The 21,020-nt window shown below is 70.5% G+C and carries 19 protein-coding genes and 1 tRNA gene; 11 read left to right on the top strand and 9 right to left on the bottom strand.

All coding sequences use genetic code 11. The annotated features are described in order from the left end of the window. Positions 1-40 precede the first annotated feature (40 nt). On the top strand, positions 41-1,798 hold the full coding sequence (locus tag ACFY3L_RS47315) for a hypothetical protein (RefSeq protein WP_389340207.1): 1,758 nt from the start codon (positions 41-43) through the stop codon (positions 1,796-1,798). Positions 1,799-1,990: 192 nt separating this feature from the next. Here ACFY3L_RS47315 and ACFY3L_RS47310 read toward each other — a convergent pair whose 3' ends face one another. The 4 genes from ACFY3L_RS47310 to ACFY3L_RS47295 all read right to left on the bottom strand — a co-directional run bounded on the left by ACFY3L_RS47310 (position 1,991) and on the right by ACFY3L_RS47295 (position 4,768). Next, the gene (locus tag ACFY3L_RS47310) at positions 1,991-2,140 is read right to left on the bottom strand and encodes a hypothetical protein (protein WP_389340206.1); all 150 of its coding nucleotides are present in this window, start codon (positions 2,138-2,140) and stop codon (positions 1,991-1,993) included. A gap of 1,260 nt (positions 2,141-3,400) precedes the next feature. Continuing rightward, positions 3,401-3,473 (bottom strand) — tRNA-Lys (locus tag ACFY3L_RS47305). A 79-nt stretch (positions 3,474-3,552) separates the two neighbouring features. Continuing rightward, entirely contained in the window at positions 3,553-3,690 is a 138-nt protein-coding gene (locus tag ACFY3L_RS47300; RefSeq protein ID WP_389340205.1) for a hypothetical protein, read from the bottom strand. Positions 3,691-3,739: 49 nt separating this feature from the next. Then, positions 3,740-4,768 carry a LacI family DNA-binding transcriptional regulator gene (locus ACFY3L_RS47295; RefSeq protein WP_389340203.1) on the bottom strand — a complete coding sequence of 343 codons (1,029 nt, stop codon included), beginning with the start codon at positions 4,766-4,768 and terminating at the stop codon, positions 3,740-3,742. A gap of 186 nt (positions 4,769-4,954) precedes the next feature. Between ACFY3L_RS47295 and ACFY3L_RS47290 the strand changes: the two genes are divergently transcribed. The 7 genes from ACFY3L_RS47290 to ACFY3L_RS47260 all read left to right on the top strand — a co-directional run bounded on the left by ACFY3L_RS47290 (position 4,955) and on the right by ACFY3L_RS47260 (position 12,445). Beyond that, the gene (locus ACFY3L_RS47290) at positions 4,955-6,295 is read left to right on the top strand and encodes an ABC transporter substrate-binding protein (protein WP_389340201.1); all 1,341 of its coding nucleotides are present in this window, start codon (positions 4,955-4,957) and stop codon (positions 6,293-6,295) included. A gap of 83 nt (positions 6,296-6,378) precedes the next feature. Further along, positions 6,379-7,377 carry a carbohydrate ABC transporter permease gene (locus tag ACFY3L_RS47285; RefSeq protein WP_389340199.1) on the top strand — a complete coding sequence of 333 codons (999 nt, stop codon included), beginning with the start codon at positions 6,379-6,381 and terminating at the stop codon, positions 7,375-7,377. Positions 7,378-7,493: 116 nt separating this feature from the next. Beyond that, positions 7,494-8,357 (top strand): carbohydrate ABC transporter permease, encoded by an 864-nt coding sequence (locus tag ACFY3L_RS47280; RefSeq protein WP_389340347.1) that lies wholly within the window; start codon positions 7,494-7,496, stop codon positions 8,355-8,357. After that, positions 8,354-9,970 carry a glycoside hydrolase family 13 protein gene (locus ACFY3L_RS47275; RefSeq protein WP_389340197.1) on the top strand — a complete coding sequence of 539 codons (1,617 nt, stop codon included), beginning with the start codon at positions 8,354-8,356 and terminating at the stop codon, positions 9,968-9,970. Before ACFY3L_RS47280 ends, ACFY3L_RS47275 begins: the two co-directional genes overlap by 4 nt. Positions 9,971-9,992: 22 nt before the next feature. Further along, on the top strand, positions 9,993-10,190 hold the full coding sequence (locus tag ACFY3L_RS47270; protein ID WP_389340195.1) for a hypothetical protein: 198 nt from the start codon (positions 9,993-9,995) through the stop codon (positions 10,188-10,190). Between the two features lie 88 nt (positions 10,191-10,278). Further along, a complete protein-coding gene (locus ACFY3L_RS47265; protein WP_389340193.1) occupies positions 10,279-10,641 on the top strand; it encodes a response regulator in 363 nt (120 codons plus the stop codon). 181 nt (positions 10,642-10,822) lie between these two features. Then, on the top strand, positions 10,823-12,445 hold the full coding sequence (locus ACFY3L_RS47260) for a S8 family serine peptidase (RefSeq protein ID WP_389340191.1): 1,623 nt from the start codon (positions 10,823-10,825) through the stop codon (positions 12,443-12,445). A 93-nt stretch (positions 12,446-12,538) separates the two neighbouring features. Here the strand turns inward: ACFY3L_RS47260 and ACFY3L_RS47255 are convergent, their stop codons facing one another. From ACFY3L_RS47255 to ACFY3L_RS47240, 4 genes are all read right to left on the bottom strand, one after another. Next, positions 12,539-13,258, bottom strand: a complete 720-nt coding sequence (locus ACFY3L_RS47255; protein WP_389340189.1) for a GAF and ANTAR domain-containing protein — start codon at positions 13,256-13,258, stop codon at positions 12,539-12,541. A gap of 46 nt (positions 13,259-13,304) precedes the next feature. Beyond that, complete coding sequence (locus tag ACFY3L_RS47250) at positions 13,305-14,444, bottom strand: SigB/SigF/SigG family RNA polymerase sigma factor (RefSeq protein ID WP_344512419.1); 1,140 nt, start codon at positions 14,442-14,444, stop codon at positions 13,305-13,307. A 207-nt stretch (positions 14,445-14,651) separates the two neighbouring features. Continuing rightward, the gene (locus ACFY3L_RS47245; RefSeq protein ID WP_389340187.1) at positions 14,652-15,392 is read right to left on the bottom strand and encodes an ATP-binding protein; all 741 of its coding nucleotides are present in this window, start codon (positions 15,390-15,392) and stop codon (positions 14,652-14,654) included. Positions 15,393-15,491: 99 nt separating this feature from the next. Continuing rightward, positions 15,492-16,184: a phosphoribosyltransferase gene (locus ACFY3L_RS47240; RefSeq protein WP_389340185.1), complete on the bottom strand. Its 693-nt coding sequence runs from the start codon at positions 16,182-16,184 to the stop codon at positions 15,492-15,494. A 285-nt stretch (positions 16,185-16,469) separates the two neighbouring features. On the opposite strand from ACFY3L_RS47240, the gene ACFY3L_RS47235 reads away from it, so the two are divergent. Continuing rightward, a complete protein-coding gene (locus ACFY3L_RS47235; protein WP_389340183.1) occupies positions 16,470-16,967 on the top strand; it encodes a hypothetical protein in 498 nt (165 codons plus the stop codon). A gap of 46 nt (positions 16,968-17,013) precedes the next feature. Here ACFY3L_RS47235 and ACFY3L_RS47230 read toward each other — a convergent pair whose 3' ends face one another. Continuing rightward, positions 17,014-19,224, bottom strand: a complete 2,211-nt coding sequence (locus ACFY3L_RS47230) for a putative bifunctional diguanylate cyclase/phosphodiesterase (RefSeq protein WP_389340181.1) — start codon at positions 19,222-19,224, stop codon at positions 17,014-17,016. Positions 19,225-19,326: 102 nt separating this feature from the next. Between ACFY3L_RS47230 and ACFY3L_RS47225 the strand changes: the two genes are divergently transcribed. After that, a complete protein-coding gene (locus ACFY3L_RS47225) occupies positions 19,327-20,034 on the top strand; it encodes a class E sortase (RefSeq protein ID WP_389340179.1) in 708 nt (235 codons plus the stop codon). Between the two features lie 147 nt (positions 20,035-20,181). Further along, positions 20,182-21,020 (top strand): Hpt domain-containing protein (locus tag ACFY3L_RS47220; protein WP_389340177.1); only part of this gene is annotated, 839 nt, incomplete at its 3' end.

Here is a 21,020-nt window from a genome sequence, read left to right as displayed (position 1 = left end):
AGGCGCCCGCGTGGGCGCGGAGCTGGGGGAGTCCGCCTCGATGGCCAATGGGTTGTTCTCACCGGTGCTGCTGCTCGTGCAGGCCATCTGGCTGCTCGCGCCCGGGCTCGTCGTCGGCATCGAGCTGGCGCGGCGGGAGCTCATCGCCCGGTGGCTCGTGGTGCCCGTCGCCGGGGTCGTCGGGGCCGTCGTCAGCTACGCGGCCGTCTGGATCTACCTGGCCAGCGGCACCGCCGGGACGGCCTACAGCTACCTCACCGCGGCGCTCGCGCTCGCCGCCGTCGCGCGGCTGCTGGCCCGGCCCGGCGACCGCCAGCTGCTGCGGGACGTCGACGTCGCCGCGCCGCTGGTCCTGCTGTTCCTCTTGACGCTCTTCCTCGTCACCGCCACCTTCGGCTGCACGGTCTTCCCGGACCAGCGCAGCCTCGAGAACGCCTGCTACCTCTCCGGCTTCACCGGCGACAACGTCCTGCCGCAGTACTTCGCCGACCACGTGCTGGACCGCCACCCGCGCACCCCCGTCTGGCAGTGGCAGGGCAGCGCCCGGCCGCCGCTGCAGTCCGCCGTCGTGCTGATGCAGAACCCGCTCACCCACCCCGGCGCCCTGCACATCCTCGGCTACCACACCGTCACGGTGCTGCTGCAGGTGCTGTGCGTGCCGGCGGTGTGGGCGATGCTGCGGGCCCTGCGCCTGAGCGGGTACCGGCTCGTCGTCGTGCTCACGATGTTCGTCTTCACGGGCTTCTTCGTGTTCAACAGCGTCTTCGTCTGGCCCAAGCTGCTCGCCGCGAGCATGACGCTCACCGCCTTCGCACTGCTGTTCTTCACGCGGCCCACCCGGTCCATGTGGGCCCTCGCAGGCATCGCGGCCGGCGCCGGCATGCTCGCGCACGGCGGCGTCGTGTTCACGCTGCTGCCGATCGGCCTGCTGCTCCTGTGGCGCCGCCACCGCCCCTCGTGGCAGCACGTCGGCCTGCTCGCGCTCTTCGGGCTGCTGATGCAGCTGCCGTGGACGGCGTACCAGAAGCTGGTCGACCCGCCCGGCGACCAGCTGCTGAAGTGGCACCTGGCCGGCCAGTGGCAGCCGGCGTTCACCGGCGACAACCGCACGCTGGGCGAGCTGATCAGGCAGAACTACGGCGAGCTGACCTTCGCGGAGATCCTGCACAACAAGTGGACCAACTACCTGACGCTGTTCGGCCGCTCCCTCACCGAACCGCGGCTGGCCGGCCCCGGGCGGACGGGGCTCCTCCGGGCGGAGGAGATGTCCTTCGTCCTCTTCGGCCTCGGGCTCTTCACCCTCGCCCTGGTCGTGCCCGCCGTCCCCGCCCTCCGCCGCCGCCTGGCGGGCGTGCTTGACGTCCCCCGCCTCAAGATCATGGCGCTGGTCGCCGGGATCACCCTCGCCTTCTGGCCCCTGGTGCTGTTCGGCCCCGGCTACCCGGGCACCGACCCGACCATCTACCAGGGCTCGTACGCCATGATGGCCCTGCTGTACGTCGTCCTCGGCGCGCTGCTCACCGTGCTGCCCCGCCTGGTCACCAACCTGTTCGTCGCGGCCAACGTGGCCTGGACGACCCTGCTGTGGTTCGTCGACGTCTGGTTCCGAGGCGGCCGCACCACCGACTGGACCTACCTGACGCTCAGCATCCTGACCTGGGCGGTGCTGCTGGGCTACCTCTGGTACACCGCACGCCGTCCCACCCCGGACACACCCGCCGACCCGCCTGCCCAGACCCCCGAGGCCGCCCCGGCGGCCGCCCTCCACCCGCTGGACCAGACCCACGCCCCGAACTGACCTCGCACCGGCCCCCGTGCCGGCTTCGCGGTAACTGCTACGCCCATAGATTGGTAATTTCCAATATCGCTGCCTCGGCTGATTGCGTGCGATGCTGCCCGGTCGCGACACCGTCCTGCGTCGGAACGGCGTAGTTCGGCGCTGTCGCTGTTGCTGTCGGCGCACTCATATTCGATCCCGAGCCCTTTACCGCTAGAAGCGCGGCACGAGCGCTGAGGCGCCCGCGCCGGCCAGATACGACAACAGGGCCGCGAGCCAACGTTCGAGACCCTGACGTAGCGCCAGTTCCAATGTCGCCTCTCTGGCGAGCCAGCCCGCCAGGACGGCAAGAATCTGCTTCATGGTTCTACTCCTTTGCTTACCCGCGAGGCCTGATCCGCACTCGCCCAGATGTCCTAGGTATTCGTGCTGGATGGTCGCCCATCAAGGGTCCTGCGCGCGTATGCAAGTTAAGGGCACTTTTCCAAGGGTGCTTACGGCCGTGAGGTTGGCGTTGCCTTTGTTGGGTGCTTCTGCGGCAGGATCCAAGCATGTACGAGCAGCAGGTCGAGGTAGGCCAGATCGACAGTTCTTCCTAATCCGTGTCGCGGCCGAGAATGGCTGTTCCCTGAGTCAGTGGATGCTGGGGGAGCTGTGTAGGCGGGGCTTGGTCCCGCGGCTAGTCTGCGTCGGGTACCGCGGGAAGACTCCGGTGTGGGCGTACCCGGAGGGTACCGACAAGCAGCTCCTGGTCCTGCTTCGCTGGCGTAAGCACACCAAGAACGAGGAGGTACTGCGCGTCCTGCTATGGCTGGAAGGCTTCCCTATTCCTGTTGCGTCAGTTCGGGAAGGGTTCGCTGCCTATTTGCAGAAATCGCTCGCCGATCTTTTCGACGGGATTCGGACTCACGCGAGCCAAAACGGTGTAGCCGTCACCGACGAAGTTCGGAGAAGACGCGGATGTCACTGAGGAGGAAGCGGAGGTGGTTGAGCGTGTCGCAGGCATCGCGCCCAACGCGCGCCGTCACACCATCCTCGGTGCTGGTCCGTGGTTGGAGGGGCCTGCGTTGGGCCTGTTCGACGCTGCCGAGTTTCTGGCATTACCGAACATGTTCCAGACCGTTCTCGACTCAACGGACGAGGAGTTGCAGGCCTCGCGCGAGTTGGTCGTCACGCTCTGGCGCACACTGCCCCTGGCAGCGCGCATGGTTGGCGCCGCCTTCGCCGATGACAACTATGCGGGCTTCGGGGTGCTAAGCCACCTGGACGAGCAACTTGAAGTCGTGATGGTGCCGGTCCCGTTCGTCATTGGAATGCTGCGCTCCGAGAACGGCGAGCATTTGAGATCGGTCGCTGGCTCGCTATACCCGTTTGCGGAGTTCCCTCAGCAGATGCGGGAGATCCTGGCGCTACTGTCGAGCCAACTGGCCAAGAATCTAGCGGCAGGCCAGCAGAGGCGCGGGTGGTGGTGGACCGGCTCATCGAATCGGCGATCGCCGGCAAGTTCGACGTGCCGCCGTCCACCCGGTGAAGGAGCATCGGTACCCACCTTGGCTGTACGGCCTCGACAACGCGAAAGGCCCAGGTTCGGCGTGACTGCCGTGGCCTGGGCCTTTGGTGCTGTACGCCGCGTAGGACTTGAACCTACAACCCGCAGATTAAGAGTCTGCTGCTCTGCCAGTTGAGCTAGCGGCGCCTGGCTGAACGGAGGAAACTCTAGCACGCCCTCGCCGGGCCCCAAAAACGAGATACCCCCGTCCGGCCTGTGCGGTGCGTTACTCCTCGTCGTCCTCCCAGAAGAAGTCCGTCGGTGTGGGTTGCTCCGGCTCCTGGTCCAACAGGTCGGTGTCGGGGCCGACCAGGTCCTCGAGTTCGTCGTCCGGCTGCTCCCAGGTCACCGGCATCTCGGTCATGTCACTAACCCCCTGAAGTACTTCCGAAGGAATTCCAACGGCCCGCGAGCTACCCGGTCCGGGCAGTCCTAACCGCGACCGGCCAGGTCGAGGCGCGCAGGACGAGGGTGGTGGGCATGAGGAGCTCTTCGGGGGTCCAGTCGCTGACGGTCATGGCGCGGCGGAGCATGCCGGCGGCGAGGACGCCCTGCTCGAAGACGCGCTGGCGGACGGTGGTGAGGTCGAGCAGGGCGCTCAGTTCGTGGTCGTCGAAGCCGATGACCGAGACGTGGCGGCCGGTGCGGCGCAGGGCCGAGAGGGCGCCGAAGGCCAGTTCGTCCGACTCGGCGAAGACGGCGGTGGGTGGGTCGCGGAGGGCGAGGAGGCGGCGCATGGCCTGTTCGCCGCCGTCGAGGCCGTGCGGGACGGACATGACGAGCTCGTCGCAGACGGGCAGGCCGGCGGCGGCGAGGGTGTCGAGGTAGGCGCGGCGGCGCTCGTGCGCGACGGGAAGGAACATCGCCTGGTCGGCGTAGGTGGAGATCATGCCGATGCGGCGGTGGCCGAGGCCGAGGAGGTGCTGGACGGCGGAGGTGGCGGCGGCGACGTCGTCGATGCGGACGCAGCCGGCGCCGGGCACGTCGTGGCCGACGGCGACGATCGGGACGCCGAGGCTGCGCAGGTCGGCGAGCTCGGGGTCGCTGAACTGCATGGCGACCACGAGGACGGCGTCGACGCGGCGGCGCAGCGGGAGCTGGCCGAAGAAGCGTTGCCGGGCCGCGACGTCGCCGAGGTTGTACAGCAGGAGGTCGAGGTCGTGCTCGCGAAGGACGGACTCGGCGCCGGCGACGATCTGCCCGAAGAACCAGCGCGCGGCGTACGGGACGATCACCCCGACGGTGTGGGTGCGGCCGCTCGCGAGGCGGGAGGCGATCGGTGAGACGACGTACGACAGCGACGCCGCGGCGTGCAGCACGCGGTCGCGCGTCTCGTCGGAGACATTGGGCAGCCCTCGGAGGGTGCGTGACACGGTGGCGGTGGAGACCCCGGCCAGCCGGGCCACGTCCTCCATGCTCACGGGCACGGGAACGTCGGCCACACGGGGAGGCTAGCAACACAGACGGCAACAGCAATATGTCCGCCGTGTTGCGAACTCGTTATCGATGAATAGTCCCGAAGGACTCGACAAACCGACCTTGCAAACGCTTACATCCGAGTGACACAGCACACCGGTACGTGGGCGGAGCTGTTCGCCCGGACCGGGTCAAGCCAAAGGAGGCTAACCATGGCTGTCCTTTCGAGGCGGCGTCGGGCGTTCGCGCTCGCCGGTGTGGCCGCGCTGGCAATGATCGCCGCCGCTTGCGGTGACGATGCCGGCGACACCGGCTCTACGAGCGCCGACAAGCCCGAGTGCGCGCCCTACGCGCAATACAAGGTCGACAAGAAGAAGACCGTCTCGATCTACGCGACGATCCGCGACGCCGAAGCCACCAAGCTGACGAACTCGTGGAAGCAGTTCGAAGAGTGCACCAACATCAAGATCGACTACGAGGGGTCCGGCGAGTTCGAGACCCAGATCAAGGTGCGCGCCGACGGAGGTCAGCCGCCAGACATCGCGGTCTTCCCGCAGCCGGGCCTGCTGGCCTCGTTCGCGACGAAGAACCAGCTCAAGGAGCTGCCCGCGCCGGTGAAGGCCAACCTCGACAAGAACTGGTCGAAGGACTGGGCCAAGTACGCCACCGTCAACGGCAAGGTTTACGGCGTGCCGCTGGGCGCGAACGTGAAGTCGCTGGTGTGGTACTCGCCGCAGCTGTTCAAGGAGAAGGGCTACAAGGTCCCCACCACGTGGGACGAGATGATCAAGCTCTCCGACGACATCGCGGCGACCGGCATCAAGGCGTGGTGCGCGGGCATCGAGTCCGGTGACGCGACCGGCTGGCCGGCCACCGACTGGATCGAGGACATCGTCCTGCGCGACCAGGGTCCGGACGTGTACGACCAGTGGGTCAACCACACGATCCCGTTCAACGACCCGCGCATCGTCTCGGCCGCCGAGCGGACCGCGTCGATCCTGAAGAACCCCAAGTACGTGGGCAACCCGAAGACCATCGTGACCACCTCGTTCCAGGAGGGTGGCCTGCCGGTCAAGGACAAGAAGTGCGGTCTGCACCGCCAGGCCAACTTCTACTCCAACCAGTGGGCGAAGGGCACGAACGTGGCCGAGGACGGCGACGTGTTCGCCTTCTACTTCCCGGCCGTGGACCCCTCCAAGGGCAAGCCGGTCCTGGTCGCCGGCGAGTTCGTCTCGGCGTTCTCCGACCGCGACGAGGTCGTCAAGGTGCAGACCTACCTCGCCTCCGCCGAGTGGGCCAACAGCAAGGCCGCGCTCGGTGACTGGATCTCGGCCAACAAGAACCTCGACGTCAGCCTGGTCAAGGGCACGATCGACCAGCTGTCGGTGAAGATCCTGCAGGACCCGGCCACCGTGGCCCGGTTCGACGGCTCGGACCTGATGCCCGCCGCGGTCGGCTCGAAGTCCTTCTGGACCGGTATGACCGACTGGATCAACGGCACCAAGGACACCAAGGCGACGCTGGACTACATCGAAAGCACCTGGCCCAAGTAAGTGAACTGAGGTCCGGCTCCGGCGCTGCGAACTACGCGAACCCGCGGCAGCAGCGCCGGGGCCGGCCGGTCGGAGGACCCCCTATGGAATATGACTTCTCCGAAGACGTCGCCAAGATCTGGCCGGCCCTGCTGTTCATCGGCGGTTTCGTCGCCGTCGTCGGCGGACTGCTGTTCGTGCTCGACATCCTGCCCAGATGGGGGAAGGGCAAGGAACGGCTGCAGATGCTGGGCTTCCTCGGCCCCGCGCTCGTCCTGCTCGGTGTCGGGCTGCTCTACCCGCTGGTCCGCACGGTCACGCTGTCGTTCTACAACAACTCCCGCGGCTCCTTCGTGGGGCTGGACAACTACACCTGGATCGTCACCAACGACGACACGCTGATCATGCTGCGCAACACCCTGTTCTGGGTGGTGTGCGTGCCGCTGCTCGCGACCGCGTTCGGCCTGATCTACGCCGTGCTGGTCGACAAGGCCCGCGGTGAGGGCATCGCCAAGTCGCTCATCTTCATGCCGATGGCGATCTCGCTCGTCGGCGCCACGATCATCTGGAAGTTCGTCTACGCGTTCCGCGAGGCGGACCAGGAGCAGATCGGCCTGCTGAACCAGATCCTCGTGTGGCTCGGCATGGAACCCCAGCAGTTCCTCACCAGCTCGCCGAGCAACACCTTCTACATGATCGTCATGATGATCTGGATCCAGGCCGGCTTCGCGATGGTCATCCTGTCCGCCGCGATCAAGGCGATCCCGGCCGAGATCGTCGAGGCGGCCAAGCTCGACGGCGCCAACCCGTGGCAGATGTTCTGGAAGGTCACGATGCCGAGCATCCGGCCGGCGGTCGTGGTGGTCACCATCACCATCACCATCGCCACGCTGAAGGTCTTCGACATCGTCCGGACGTCGACCAACGGCAACTTCAAGAGCAGCGTGCTCGCCTTCGAGATGTACAACCAGGCCTTCCGGCTCAGCGACGACCCCAGCGGTGAGGGGCGCGGTGCCGCGCTCGCCGTCGTGCTGTTCCTGCTCGTCGTGCCGGTCGTCGCCTACCAGGTCCGGCAGCTGCGGAAGCGAGCGGAGATCCGATGAGCGACGTTTCCCTCGACAAGAACGAGGACAAGAACAAGGACGTGACCAAGGCCGGGACCACGGGCGCCCCCGAGACCAGCCCGCTCTACAAGAGCGGGCAGGGCGACGGGGACACCATGGCCGCCCGGGTCCGCCGCAAGCTGACCTCCCGGGTGGCCAGCGCCGTGGCGATCGTCATCGCGATCGTCTGGACGATCCCGACGTTCGGGCTGTTCGTCTCGTCGCTGCGGCCCGAGGAGGACATCAAGACCACGGGCTGGTGGAAGTTCTTCAGCAACCCGAGCCTGACCCTGGACAACTACAACGAGGTCGTCTTCGGCACCTCGGCGAGCTCCGGCCGGCTGGCCAGCTATTTCATCAACTCGCTGGTCATCACCGTGCCGGCCGTGGTGTTCTCGGTCAGCCTGGCGGCGATGGCCGCCTACGCGCTGTCCTGGCTCAACTTCCGCGGCCGGGACTGGATCTTCATCGGCGTGTTCACGCTGCAGATCGTGCCGCTGCAGATGGCGCTCATCCCGCTGCTGCAGCTGCTCGGCGACTACACCGAGTGGGGCGGCGGCTTCTTCGCCGTGTGGTTCGCGCACACCTGCTTCGGCCTGCCGCTCGGCGTGTTCCTGCTGCACAACTTCATGTCGGAGCTGCCGAAGGACCTGTTCGAGGCGGCCCGGGTCGACGGCGCCGGCCCGGCGATGACGTTCCGGCGCATCGTGCTGCCGCTCGTCACGCCGGCGCTCGCCTCCCTGACGATCTTCCAGTTCCTGTGGATCTGGAATGATCTTCTGGTGGGCCTGGTGTTCACGTCCGGTCCGGACACCCGTCCGCTGACGGTCCGGCTCGCCGAGCTGGCCGGCACCCGGGGCAACGACTGGCAGCGGCTGACCTCCGGGGCGTTCGTCTCGATGGTCATCCCGATCATCGTGTTCCTGTCACTGCAGAGGTATTTCGTTCGCGGCCTGCTGGCCGGAGGAGTCAAGGGGTGAGTTCGCTGGTCTGGTGGCGTGATGCCGTGATCTATCAGGTCTACCCACGCTCGTTCGCGGATGCGGACGGCGACGGTATGGGGGACCTCCGCGGCATCACGTCGCGCCTCGACCACCTCGCCGAGCTGGGTGTCGACGCGCTGTGGATGTCGCCGTTCTACCCCTCGCCGCAGCACGACGCGGGGTACGACGTCGCCGACTACCGCGACGTCGACCCCCGGTTCGGCACCCTTGCGGACTTCGACGCCCTGGTCGCCGCGGCGAAGGCCCGCAACCTGCGGGTCGTCGTCGACCTGGTGCCCAACCACACCTCCAGCGACCACGTGTGGTTCCAGGAGGCGCTCGCCGCGGGCCCCGGCAGCCAGGCGCGGGAGCGGTACCACTTCCGCAAGGGCCTCGGCCCCGACGGCGAGCTGCCGCCCAACGGCTGGCAGAGCGTCTTCGGCGGCCCCGCCTGGACCCGGGTCCCCGACGGCGAGTGGTACCTGCACCTGTTCGACACCAGCCAGCCCGACCTCAACTGGGACCTTCCCGAGGTCCGGCAGATGTTCGTCGACGTGCTGCGGTTCTGGCTCGACCGGGGTGTCGACGGCTTCCGCGTCGACGTCGCGCACGGCCTGATCAAGGAGAGCGGCCTGCCCGACTGGGTCGAGGCGCAGGTGCCGATCACCAGCCCGGGCGCCGAGCACCGCACCCCGCCGATGTGGGACCAGGACGGCGTCCACGACATCTACCGCGAGTGGCGGCGGGTCCTGGACTCCTACGACGGTGACCGGATGATGGTCGGCGAGGCCTGGGTGTCGCCGGCGGAGCGGATGGCCCGCTACATCCGCCCCGACGAGATGCACCAGGCGTTCAACTTCAACTACCTGATGGCCCCGTGGACCGCCGCCGACCAGCGCGCCGCGATCACCGAGTCGATCGCGGGCGTCACCCCCGTCGGTGCCGTCTGCACCTGGGTGCTGTCCAACCACGACGTGGTGCGGCACGCGTCCCGCCTCGGCTTCGAGCCCGGCTACAGCACGCAGGGCGGCATCGGCGTCGGCGACCCGCAGCCCGACGAGGCGCTCGGCCTGCGCAGGGCCCGCGCCGCCACGATGCTGATGCTGTCGCTGCCCGGCTCCGCCTACGTGTACCAGGGCGAGGAGCTCGGCCTGCCGGAGCACACGACGCTGCCCGACGAGGCGCGGCAGGACCCGACCTGGTTCCGCTCCAAGCACGAGGTCCGGGGCCGCGACGGCTGCCGGGTGCCGGTGCCGTGGGAGGCGGACGCGCCGTCGTTCGGCTTCGGCCCGACCGGCGCGTCGTGGCTGCCGCAGCCCGCCGACTGGGGCCGCTTCGCCGCGGACGCCCAGCGCGGCGTGCCGGGCTCGACCCTGTCGCTCTACACCGAGGCGTTGCGGTTGCGTCGCTCGTACGAGCTGGGCCGCGGCGTCCTCGAGTGGAACACGGCCGACGATCTGGTCGACTTCCGCAACGGCGGGATCCGGGTGATCACGAACTTCGGACAGGTGCCCGCCCCGCTGCCGCCGGGTGAGGTCCTGCTCGCCAGCGGCGACCTCGCCGCGGACGGGAGTCTGCCACCCGACACCACAGCCTGGATACGAGCGTGACAGAACCGGTTACCTTGACGGGATGACCGCACTGTTCGCGTACGTCGTCAGCTACCTCCACCCGTCGGTGCTCGAAGTCACCGGCGAGCTGGCGAAGAAGAAGCCGAAGGTGAAGACCAGCGGCGGCGGCCTCATCGGCGCCTGCTGCTGCGGTGTCGTGGTGATCATCGCCGTCGTGGTGATCGTGATCGTGATGCGCCGCCGCAGGTCGAGCTCCTGACGCGAGTTGGTTCACGTAGCGGGGTTCTCCGACCGATGAGGCAACCGATGAGACGGTTGCGACCCGTCGGGAAGGGAACCCTGCTGCCATGGCACGAGTGCTGCTCGTCGACGACGACGCGGACATCCGCGAGACCACCGCGATCCGGCTGCAGATCGGGGGTCACCACGTGATCACCGCCGCCACGCCGCAGGAGGCGCTCGACGTCGCGGCGGATCAGCCGCACTTCGACGTCGCCGTGCTCGACCTGCACCTGCCGCGGGTCGACGGCGACGAGCTGCTCGACCTGTTCCGCGGCAACCAGGCGACCGCGGACCTGCCCGTGGTGTTCTACAGCGCCAACGCTCCCCACGCCACCTCGGTCCACGGCCTGTCCCTGGCCGACACCAAACTCACCCACGGCCGCCCCTTGAACAGCCTCCTGGCCACCATCAACTGCCTGTCCCACTAGGACACCCCTTGAGACGTACGCCGTCTGGGTCTCCAACCTCCTGAGGGACGCCAGCCCGTCGCCGGCATAGCCACGGGTAACGGGCAACCGCACCGCAACCGGTGGTGAACCGGCGCCGCACCGCCCGCTCCCGAACCTTGGTGAAGCACACACGTCACCACGTTCGGGAGGGCCCAGCCAGATGCGAAGCACCCTGCGCGCCACCTTCGTCGCCGCCGTCGCGGCCGCCGGTGTCGTGGCCGCCGGTACTCCGGCCCTGGCTGCCCCAGCCGAGGGGCGGATCCGCGACGCGGGCAAGCCGGGGGCGATCCGCGACCGGTACATCGTCGTCCTCAAGGACACGGTGGCGGCGAGCGACACGGCCAGCAGCGCGAGCCGGCTCGCCGAACGCTTCGGCGGGCAGGTCAAGCGCTCGTTCGGCAGCACGCTGAAGGGGTTCTCGGCCCAGCTGACGGAGCGCGGCGCCAAGCGGCTCGCCGCCAACCCGCTCGTCGAGTACGTACAGCAGGACCGCACCGTCTCGCTGGAAGGCAGCCAGGCCGGCGCGCCGTGGGGGCTGGACCGCATCGACCAGGCGAGCCGCCCGCTCGACGGCACCTACACGTTCCAGGGCAGCGCCGCCAACGTCACCGCGTACGTGCTGGACACCGGCGTCCGCCTGACGCACGGCGAGTTCGGCGGCCGGGCCCGGTCCGGCTACGACTTCGTCGACAACGACACCGACGCGAGCGACTGCCACGGCCACGGCACCCACGTCGCGGGCACCGTCGGCGGCAGCACGTACGGCGTCGCGAAGTCCGTGAACATCGTCAGCGTGCGCGTCCTGGACTGCAACGGCTCCGGCACGTACTCCGGGATCATCGCCGGGATCGACTGGGTGACCGCCAACGCGCAGAAGCCGGCGGTCGTCAACATGAGCCTCGGCGGCACCGCCAGCCCCGCGCTCGACCAGGCGGTGCGCAACTCGGTCGCCTCCGGCGTCACCTACGTGCTCGCCGCCGGCAACGCGAACGTCGACGCCTGCGGGGTCTCCCCGGCCCGCACCGGCGAGGCGATCACGGTCGGCGCGACCGACTCGAGTGACAACCGGGCCTCGTTCTCCAACTACGGCGCCTGCGTCGACCTGTTCGCGCCCGGCGTCGCGATCACCTCGGCCAGCAACAGCGGCGACGCCGGCTCCGCGATCATGAGCGGCACCTCGATGGCGTCCCCGCACGTGACCGGCGCCGCGGCGCTCTACCTGTCGGCGTTCCCGTCGGCGACCCCCGCGGAGGTGCAGACCGCGCTGCTGGCCTCGTCGGTGGCGAACGTCGTCGGCAACCCGGGCACCGGCTCGCCGGACCGCCTGCTGCAGGCCCCGGCCGTGACCGGTCCGGCCCCCGTCGTGCAGCAGCCCGTCACCCAGCAGCCAGTGACCCAGCCGGTCGCGGTGGTCGCCGCGCCCGCCCCGGTCGCGCCGTGCAACGTGCGGACCAACCCGGCCGGCTCGACGATCCGCGACCGCGGGACCGTCACCACCGCCGTCGTGGTCAGCGGCTGCGCCGGCAAGGCGTCGGCGAAGGCCCGCGTCGAGGTGCACGTCGTGCACGCCAAGCGTGGCGACCTGGTGGTCGAGCTGATCGCGCCGAACGGCTCGGTCAAGCGCCTCAAGGCCGCGAGCTCGAAGGACAAGGCGCGCAACCTCGACGCCGCCTACACCGTGAACCTCTCCAGCCGCCTGAAGAACGGCACCTGGAAGCTGCGGGTGCGCGACTCGTACAAGGGCAACACGGGCTATCTGAACAGCTGGACGCTCACGGTCTGAACCAGCACGAGCTCGGCCGCACCGGTGTCGCCAAGGATGGCGGGCCGGTGCGGCCGTATGTCTCCGGGCCACCTGTTCCTAGGCCACCCGTTCCTAGGCCACCGTCGCGCGGCGCTCGACCGTCTCGACCAGGCGCTGCGCGACCGTGGCGAGGGGCAGCCCGAGCCGGTTCGCGGTGCCGTGCAGCACCTCCAGCGCCGCCTCGGACGAGCAGGCCCGCTGCACCATCATGATCCCGATGGCCCGGTTGACGGTCTCGCCGTCGGCCAGAGCCTCGGTCAGCTCCGCGTGCAGGTCGGCCTGCCGGCCCCGGTCGAGGGCCGCGGCGAGCAGCAGCCCGGCGTGCTCGGCGATGAGCATCGCCGTCAGGCCCGCGTCTCCGGTGATGCGGCCGGCCTGGGCCGCGTACACCGTCAAGGCCCCGATGACCTGCTCGTCGATGTCGACCGGGACGGTCAGCACACCGTGCACCCCGGCCGCGATCGCGTGCTCGCGCCACCCCGGCCAGCGGTCGTCCGACGACAGGTCGGCGCTGACGATGAGGTCACGGGTGCGGATCGCCTCCATCGAGGGGCCGGTGCCGCTGTGGTACTGGCTGTCGTGGAGCTCAGCCGGCAGTTCGGGCGACGCGGCGGCGGTCGACGGCCCCCCGGCCCGAACCAGGGTGACCGCACACCACGACGCCCCGTCCACCAGGTCGGCAGCGGTCTCGACGAGGTCCTCGAGGGCCTCGTCGAGGTCGTCGCTGGCGATCAGGCGTGCGGTGAGCTGGCGCAGGACAGCGGCGATCTCCACCATGTGGAGCTCCGTCACGATTCCCCCTTCAGACACGCCGCCTCCTACCCGGCGCGTCGTGATCTCAACCGTCCAGGAGCGCCCGGCGTAGTCCTTCCAGGGTCCGTGACAGCAGCCGTGACACGTGCATCTGGGAGATACCGAGGTCGGCGGCGATCTGCGCCTGGGTGCGGTTGCCGTAGAAGCGCAGCGACAGGATCCGCCGCTCCCGCTCCGGCAGCCGCGCGATCAGCGGCTTCACCGCCTGGCGGAACTCGACGCCGTCGATGTCGCGGTCGTCGTCGCCGAGCACGTCGGCGAGCGTGCCCGCGTCGTCGTCCCCGCCGAGCGGCGCGAACAGCGACACCGGCCGGTACGCGGAGGAGGCCACCAGGGCCTCCAGGATCTGGTCCTCGGCGACACCGAGATGGTCGGCGACGTCACGCGGCGTGGGCGAGCGCCCCAGCCGCTGCCCGAGCGTGTCCCGCACCCGGTTGATCTCGATCCGCAGCTCCTGGAGCCGCCGGGGCACGTGCACCCCCCAGCCCTTGTCGCGGAAGTACCGCTTCAGCTCACCGACGATGGTCGGCGTCGCGTACCCGCCGAAGTCGGTGCCGTAGTCGGGGTCGAAGCCGTCGATCGCCTTCATCAGCCCGAGCGCGGCGACCTGGCTGAGGTCGGCGGGCGACTCGCCCATCCCGTGGAACCGGCGGGCCAGCCGGTCGGCGAGCGGCAGGCTGTGCTCGATCGCCCGCTGCCGCAGCGCGCCGCGCCGGGCGTCCTTGACGTCCATCGTGGCCGCCTGGCGCAGCAGCTCGTTGACGGTCGTCCACTGGCTCTGCGGCTCTTCCTCATCGTGTACGGGCGGCGGAGCGCCGACCGGTGGGTCGTCGTACGCGCGCAGGCGTTTCGCCGCCCCGATGATCTCCAGGACGTCCAGCACCAGGTCCGACGCGCCGGGGGTCCGCAGGCCGCCGCCGCGCTCCTGGGCCTCCAGCTGGGCGCGCAGCAGCGTGTCGGCGGCGGCGCAGTCCAGCAGCCGCAGCCGCGACAGGTCGACGGTCAGGTGTACCCGGCCGGCGTCGAGCCGCTGGTTGAGCTGGATTCGCAGGTCGAGGCTCGCCGCGTGGTCGAGCACTCCGGAGGGGCGCAGGATCTCCTCGTCTCCTTCGCGCCAGGATTCCAGTGAAAGTGCCGATTCAAATCGGTCTTCATATATGGGCATTGTCTCCATGGTGGAGACTCCCCCCTATCCCATCGCGTTGCGCAGCAAGCGATTCGCGGTTGAGCGTGCGGTCGTGGAACCGGGCGGAATTGCTTTCCCGGTCACTGTACGCACGGGGGAATTGCCAATGAATATGCGAAAGGGTGAGGTCGTGGGTGACCTTTCCTGCGCGTGCGAGGTCGCCTTTGTCTTGATGGCCGGCGCGGTTCAGGCCCGCAGCGTCGCCCAGACGACCTTGCCGTCGGGGACGGGGGTGCAGCCCCAGCGCTCGGTGAGCGCCTCGACCACGAGCAGCCCGCGGCCGCCCTCGGCGAGGGTGTCGTCGGACGAGCCGCGGACAGGCAGGGCGTGGCTGCCGTCGCGCACCGACAGGTGCAGTTGGTGGCGGCGCAGGCTGACGCGGACCTCCAGCTCGGTGCCCGCGTGCCGCACCCCGTTGCTGACCAGCTCGGTGATGATGAGCTCGGCGAGATCGGCGAGCCGGGCGACCCCCCACAGCCGGCAGGCCCGGTCCACCATGTGCCGCGCCGCGGCGGTGGCGTCGAGCATCGGCTGGAGCCGGACGCGCATCATGGGCGGCTCGCCGCCGGGCGCCCCGGCGCCGCCGTGCGCGATCGCCGCGTCGGTGGTCGCGAAGAGAGGGATCTGCCGCGCGACGGCCATCCGGTCCAGCGCGTGCCGCAGCGGCGCGGGGGCGGCCGCCATGCTGACCGCGCTGCCGGGCCAGGCCGCGGCGTGCTGGGCGAGGGCGGGGAGCACGGTCAGCGCCACGTCTTCGTGGGTCCGCAGCTCCGCGACGTCGAGCACGATGAGCGCGGGCTCCGCGGCGAGGCACTCCAGGACGGTGGTGCGCAGCACCGGCGCGGTGCTCACGCCCAGGCTCCCGGCGACGTGCACCACGGTCGCATCGCCGCGGACCTCGACGGTTGCCGCAAGACTCGCCCTCATGGGGTGACGCTCTACCCGCCCCCGGTGGGTTAAACCCCCTGGCGGCGGATAGAGCGTCCTCGCGATGCTTCCAGCGAACTTATGTCGGGGCGCCGCCCCTCAGACCGGCGTGGGAACCTTCATGGCGCTCCAGGCCGCGGCGCAGATGTCGGCGACGTCCGTGTCGGTGACCGGGGTGAAATCGGTGTAGTACAGGCCGAGGGCGTGGAACTCCCGCGGCGAGTGGATGTCGATGACCGCGTCGACGTCACAGGCGAGCAGGTCGACCGACTCCGCGGCACACACCGGCGCCGCGAACACGATGTGGGCGGGCTTCTGGGTCTGCAGCGCCCGGACCGCCGCACGCGCGGTGACCCCGGTCGCGAGCCCGTCGTCGACGAGGATGACCACGCGTCCGGTCACCTCCGCCGCGGGCTGTGACCCGCGGTAGCGCTCCTGCCGGCGGCGCAGCTCCACCCGCTCCCGCTGGACCGCGGGCGCGAGGTCGCTGACGGTCAGCCCGGCGCACGCGAGCGCGCCGCGGTCGAACACCGGCGGCCCGTTCTCGGCGATGGCGCCCACCCCGTGGTCCGACTGCCACGGCAGCCCGATCTTCCGGGCAACCATGAGGTCGAAGTCGGCGTGGACGGTCTCCGCCACCGCGTACCCGACGGGGACTCCGCCCCGGGGGAGCGCGAGCACCAGCGGGGCCTGCGTCATGTCGAGCTGCCGCAGGTGCGCGGCGACGGCGGTGCCGAGCAAGCGACCCGCGGCCGTCCGGTCCGCGAATCGCTCCGCCTCAGGCGGCCACATGGTCGTAGGCTTCCACTCGGGCGACCCGGAGGCCGGCCAACATGATCCGCATCAAGCGGACACCTCCTTCGATCGGCGCGGTGGGGCCATCGCCACGCTGGGTCGTCGTCCCCTGCTGGCCGCTCTGCCGCGACCTACCTCGCCCGGTCCGAAGACTACGCCGGTTGAGCTGCGGAAACGTCGGCTTGGCATACTTCCTCCGGGGTGAAACCGGCATTCCAGAAATTCCTGTTGTCTCCCGTTTCCGGAGTGACGCGGGCCGAACCGGCCGGGCATGATGTCCCGGTGGACACGCCAGCGCAGCGCGACGCGACCCTTGCCGTGTTCGACATCGACGGAGTCGTCGCCGACGTCCGGCACCGCCTCCGCCACCTCGACAAGCGCCCGAAGGACTGGGCCCGCTTCTTCGCCGCCGCCGACCGCGACCCCGTCCTCCCCGAAGGCGTCGAACTGGCCCTGCGGCACGCCGCCGAACACGTCCTCGTCTGGCTCACCGGCCGCCCCGAGCAGCTGCGCCCGGTGACCGACGCCTGGCTCCGCCACGCCGGGCTCCCCGCCGACCTGCTCTTCATGCGCCCCGCCCGGGACCGCCGCCCCGCCAAGGACTTCAAGGCCGCCCAGCTGTCCCTCCTGGCCCGCGAGTCCCAGATCGCCATCGTCGTGGACGACGACCCGGAGGTGGTGACGAAGCTGCGCAAGCTCGGCCACCCCGTCCACCTCGCCGACTGGGTCCCACACTCCTCCACCCTGCACGCCGCCCAGGAACAGGACGGCAAGACCTGACCCTTGCCCGCCGGTCAGTCCGGTTCCTCGCCTGGGCGGTGGCGGGTCACGGGGCCGCGGTGAGCTGGGCGGTCAGCACCGCCTGGAGGGCGGGGGCGGGCATGGGGCGGGCGAAGAGGAAGCCCTGGGCGTGGCCGCAGTCCAGCTCACGGAGTGCGGCCGCCTGCTGTTCGGTCTCGACGCCTTCGGCGACGGGCTGCAGGTACATGCTGCGGGCCAGTTCGACCACGGCGCGGAAGAGGGCCTTCTCCTGGCGGTCGGCGACGCGGGCGACGAAGGCGCGGTCGATCTTCAGGACGTCGATGGGGAGGGTGCGCAGGTAGGCCAGGGAGGAGTAGCCCGTGCCGAAGTCGTCGATGGCGATGCGGATGCCGTGGGCGCGGAGGCGGGCGAGGCGGCGGCTGACGGCCGCGGTCTCCTCGACGGTGGCGGTGACGAGGACGGTCTCGGTGATCTCCAGGACCAGGGCGGCGCCGGGCAGGCCGGTGCGCTTGAGGGTGGCGAGGACGTCGTCGGCGAACGAGGGGTCGCGCAGCTGGCGGCCGGAGACGTTGACGGTGACGGAGATGCCGTGGGCGGCGTGCCAGGCGCGGGCGTCGGCGCAGGCGCGCTCCAGGACCCAGGCGCCGAGCCGGCAGATCAGCCCGGTCTCCTCGGCGACGGGCACGAACCGTACCGGGGAGACGGCCGAGCCATCGGGGGCGGTGAAGCGCAGGAGTGCCTCGACGGCGGCGATCCGGCCGGTGTGGACGTCGACGACCGGTTGGTAGTGCACGGCGAAGCCGGCCGCGCCGTCGACCGCGGCGCGCAGCTGGTCGGCGAGGGCGGCGTGCGCGAGGTGGGCGGCGCGCAGCTTGGGGTCGTACCGCTCGGCGCGGTTGCGGCCGGCCTCCTTCGCGGCGTAGAGGGCCAGGTCGGCGCTCTGCAGCGCCTCGCCGGTGCTGGCGGGTGAGCCGGAGTAGACGCCGACGCTGGCGGTGAGGCGCAGCTCGCGGCCGTCGACGAGGTACGGGCACGCCAGGTCGGCGACGCACCGGGCGGCGAGGGCGTCGAGGCCGGCCAGGTCGGGGGAGACGACCGCGAACTCGTCGCCGCCGAGCCGGGCGAGCAGGTCGCCGGGGCCGGCGATGGCGCGCAGCCGGGCGGTGGCCTGCAGCAGCAGCTCGTCGCCGGCGGGGTGGCCGAGGGTGTCGTTGACGTCCTTGAACCCGTCGAGGTCGACGATGAGCAGGCCGATGCCGGCCTCGGCGGCGATCCCGGCCTGGAGCCGGGTGCGGAACTCCTCCCGGTTGGCCAGGCCGGTCAGCGCGTCGTGCTGGGCGCGGAACGCCAGCTCCCGCTGCAGCGAGGTGCGCTCCCGCAGCGCCCCGCCGAGGCGCAGCACCATCAGCACCATGAGCGCCGCGGTGAGGACGGCCGGGACGAGGGCGTGCGACCACGCGCCGGTGCCGCGGTGCAGGGCGATGTCGGCGATGAGGACGGCCGGTCCGAGCACGGCAAGGGCGATGAAGCCGCCGATCGGGGTGGCGCTCTCGTCGGTGGTGCGGGCGCCCTCGCCCACGTCGCGGATGCCGGGGTGCAGGCACGCCGCGGCGAGCAGGAAGCTCCACGTGAGCCAGCCGACGGAGGTCACGGAGCTGACGACCGCGCCGCCGCGGCCCCACACGTACATGATGACGTAGCCCGCGTCGGTGAGGAGCATCGCCGCGGTCGAGGCGACGAGCAGGCCGGACGCGACACCGGGGCGGACCGCGAACGCGACCCGCAGCAGGATCGACACGACCAGCAGGTCGCAGACGGCGATGCCGGTGACGCCGACGATGGTCGATTGGTCGAGACCGGACCGGGACAGCAGCGGGTACAGCACGAACGCCCACGCCGGCTGCGCCATGCCGATGAGCGCGATGGCGGCGTCGAGCAGCCGCGTCGAGGACCACGGCCGCAGGCGGCGGGCGAGCAGCCACAGCGCGACGCCGGTCAGCGGGTAGCACAGCAGGTAGCCCGCCTCGCCCGCCGGCCTCAGCGCCGGGGCGGCGGTCATGACGGCGGTCGTGACGGTGGAGGTGCCGACGCCTGCGACCAGCAGCCAGTACACGGCGGCGGGGCCCGGCCGGTGCCGGCGCAGCCCGATCACGGCGGCGACGAAGCAGGCGGCCTGCACCGTGACCCAGACCGCGCCGAAGCCCTCCGGGTGCGCGGCGGCGGTCGCGGCGGAGGCCACGGCGGCGCACGCCAAGAACCACAGCCAGATCCTCACGCTTCCATTCAGAAGGACACGGGTAGCGGACCGGTTGCACCCTTGGGTGCGAATGGCGAGCGAAGCGCTTTCTGCCCGAATTTCGAGGCCTATAGTCCTTTTGTGGGTACCGGCAGGCGTGGCGACCGGACGACCCGCCTGCTCCTGGTCGCGGCCGTCCTGCTGCTCGCCTCCGGCGTGGCCGCCGGTGGCGTGACGGCCTGGAGCTGGTGGGGCCGGGTCAGCGCCGTTCACGCGGCGCAGGATCGGCTCGCCGCCGAGTGGGCCTCGCAGGCCCGGCGCTCCGACGCGGCCGTGACCGCCGCCGCGGAGGCCGCCGGCCGGCGCCCGCCCGCCCCGATGGCGCTCGGGGGCGGGCCGCGCGGTGATGACGGTCCGGTGGCGGTGCTGCACGTACCGACGCTGCGGTTGAAGCTCTTCGTGGTCGAAGGGTCCGACGACGCGCACCTCATGCGCGGCCCCGGCCACATCCCCGGCACCGCCGCGTTCGGCGAGACCGGCAACGCCGGCATCGCCGCGCACCGCTATCCGGGCGTCTTCTGGGACCTCGACGAGCTGGAGGTCAGCGCGCCGGTCGTGGTCGAGACCCGCGACACCTGGCTCGTCTACCGGGTCGTCGAGGCGCGCGTGGTGCGGCCGGAGCAGAGCGAGGTGCTCGCGCCGCCCGCGCCCGGCGCCGGGCCGCTGCTCACCCTCGTCACCTGCGAGCCGAAGCTCAGCACGTCGCGCCGGCTGATCCGGCAGGCGACCCTGGTGCGCCGCGATCCGGTGGGCGGACCACGCCCGGCGGAGCTGCAACACCCTGCGTGACGATCCGCTTACCCTAACGCAACGAATCTCCTTGACCGGCACCCGAACGTGCCGATTGTCCCTGTGAGTTCGGCCGGTTCCGGGGGCTTCGCCCGGCCGCGACCCGACGCGTGGTTTGTCCCGGTGAGGGCTGAAGGGAGCCTGGCCGTGAGCGACTTGGGTGACATCGTTCAGGAGTTTCTCGTCGAATCACACGAGAACCTGGACCAGCTGGACCGGGACCTGGTGGCGCTCGAAGCGGCACCGGGATCGCGGGAGCTGCTGTCGTCGATCTTCCGCACCATCCACACGATCAAGGGCACCTCGGGCTTCCTGGCGTTCAACCGTCTGGAGAAGGTGACCCACGTCGGTGAGTCGCTGCTGTCCCGCCTCAGGGACGGTGCGCAGGGCATGACGCCGTCGACGACCGACGCGCTGCTGCGGATGGTCGACACGGTCCGTGGCCTGCTGTCGGAGATCGAGGAGCACGGGCAGGAGCTGGAGGGCGACGACTCGGGCGTGATCGCCGCCGTGAATGCCTGCATCACCGACGGGCCGGCCTCCACCCCCGCTCGCGCCGCTGCTCCCGCTGCTCCCGCTGCTCCCGCTGCTCCGGCTGCTCCCGCCGCTGCCGCTCCCGTGCCCGATGCCGCGCCGCCGGCCGTGCCGGGCACCGTCGTCGACCCGCCGCCGGCCGTCGAGGTCGTGGTGGTCGAGCCGGTGGTCGTCGTCAAGGCCGCCGCCCCGGCTCCTGCCCCCGCCGCTCCTGCGCCTGCTCCGGCTGCCGCTCCTCCCGCGCCCGCTCCTGCCGCGCCCACTCCCGCGCCCACTCCCGCGCCGCCGCCCGCCGCTGCCGCGGCACCGCCTTCTGGTGCGAAGGCGCCGGCGGGGAAGCCGGCGCCGGCTCCGGGTGGGGAGGTGGCGCCCGAGGACGGGGTGTCGAAGCGCAGTGTCGCGGATCAGTCGATCCGGGTGGATGTGGATCTGTTGGACAAGTTGATGAATTT

This window comes from Dactylosporangium sp. NPDC000521, from assembly GCF_042898305.1.
Classification (GTDB): Bacteria; Actinomycetota; Actinomycetes; order Mycobacteriales; family Micromonosporaceae; genus Dactylosporangium.
This window is presented reverse-complemented; position numbering and strand designations above follow the sequence as displayed.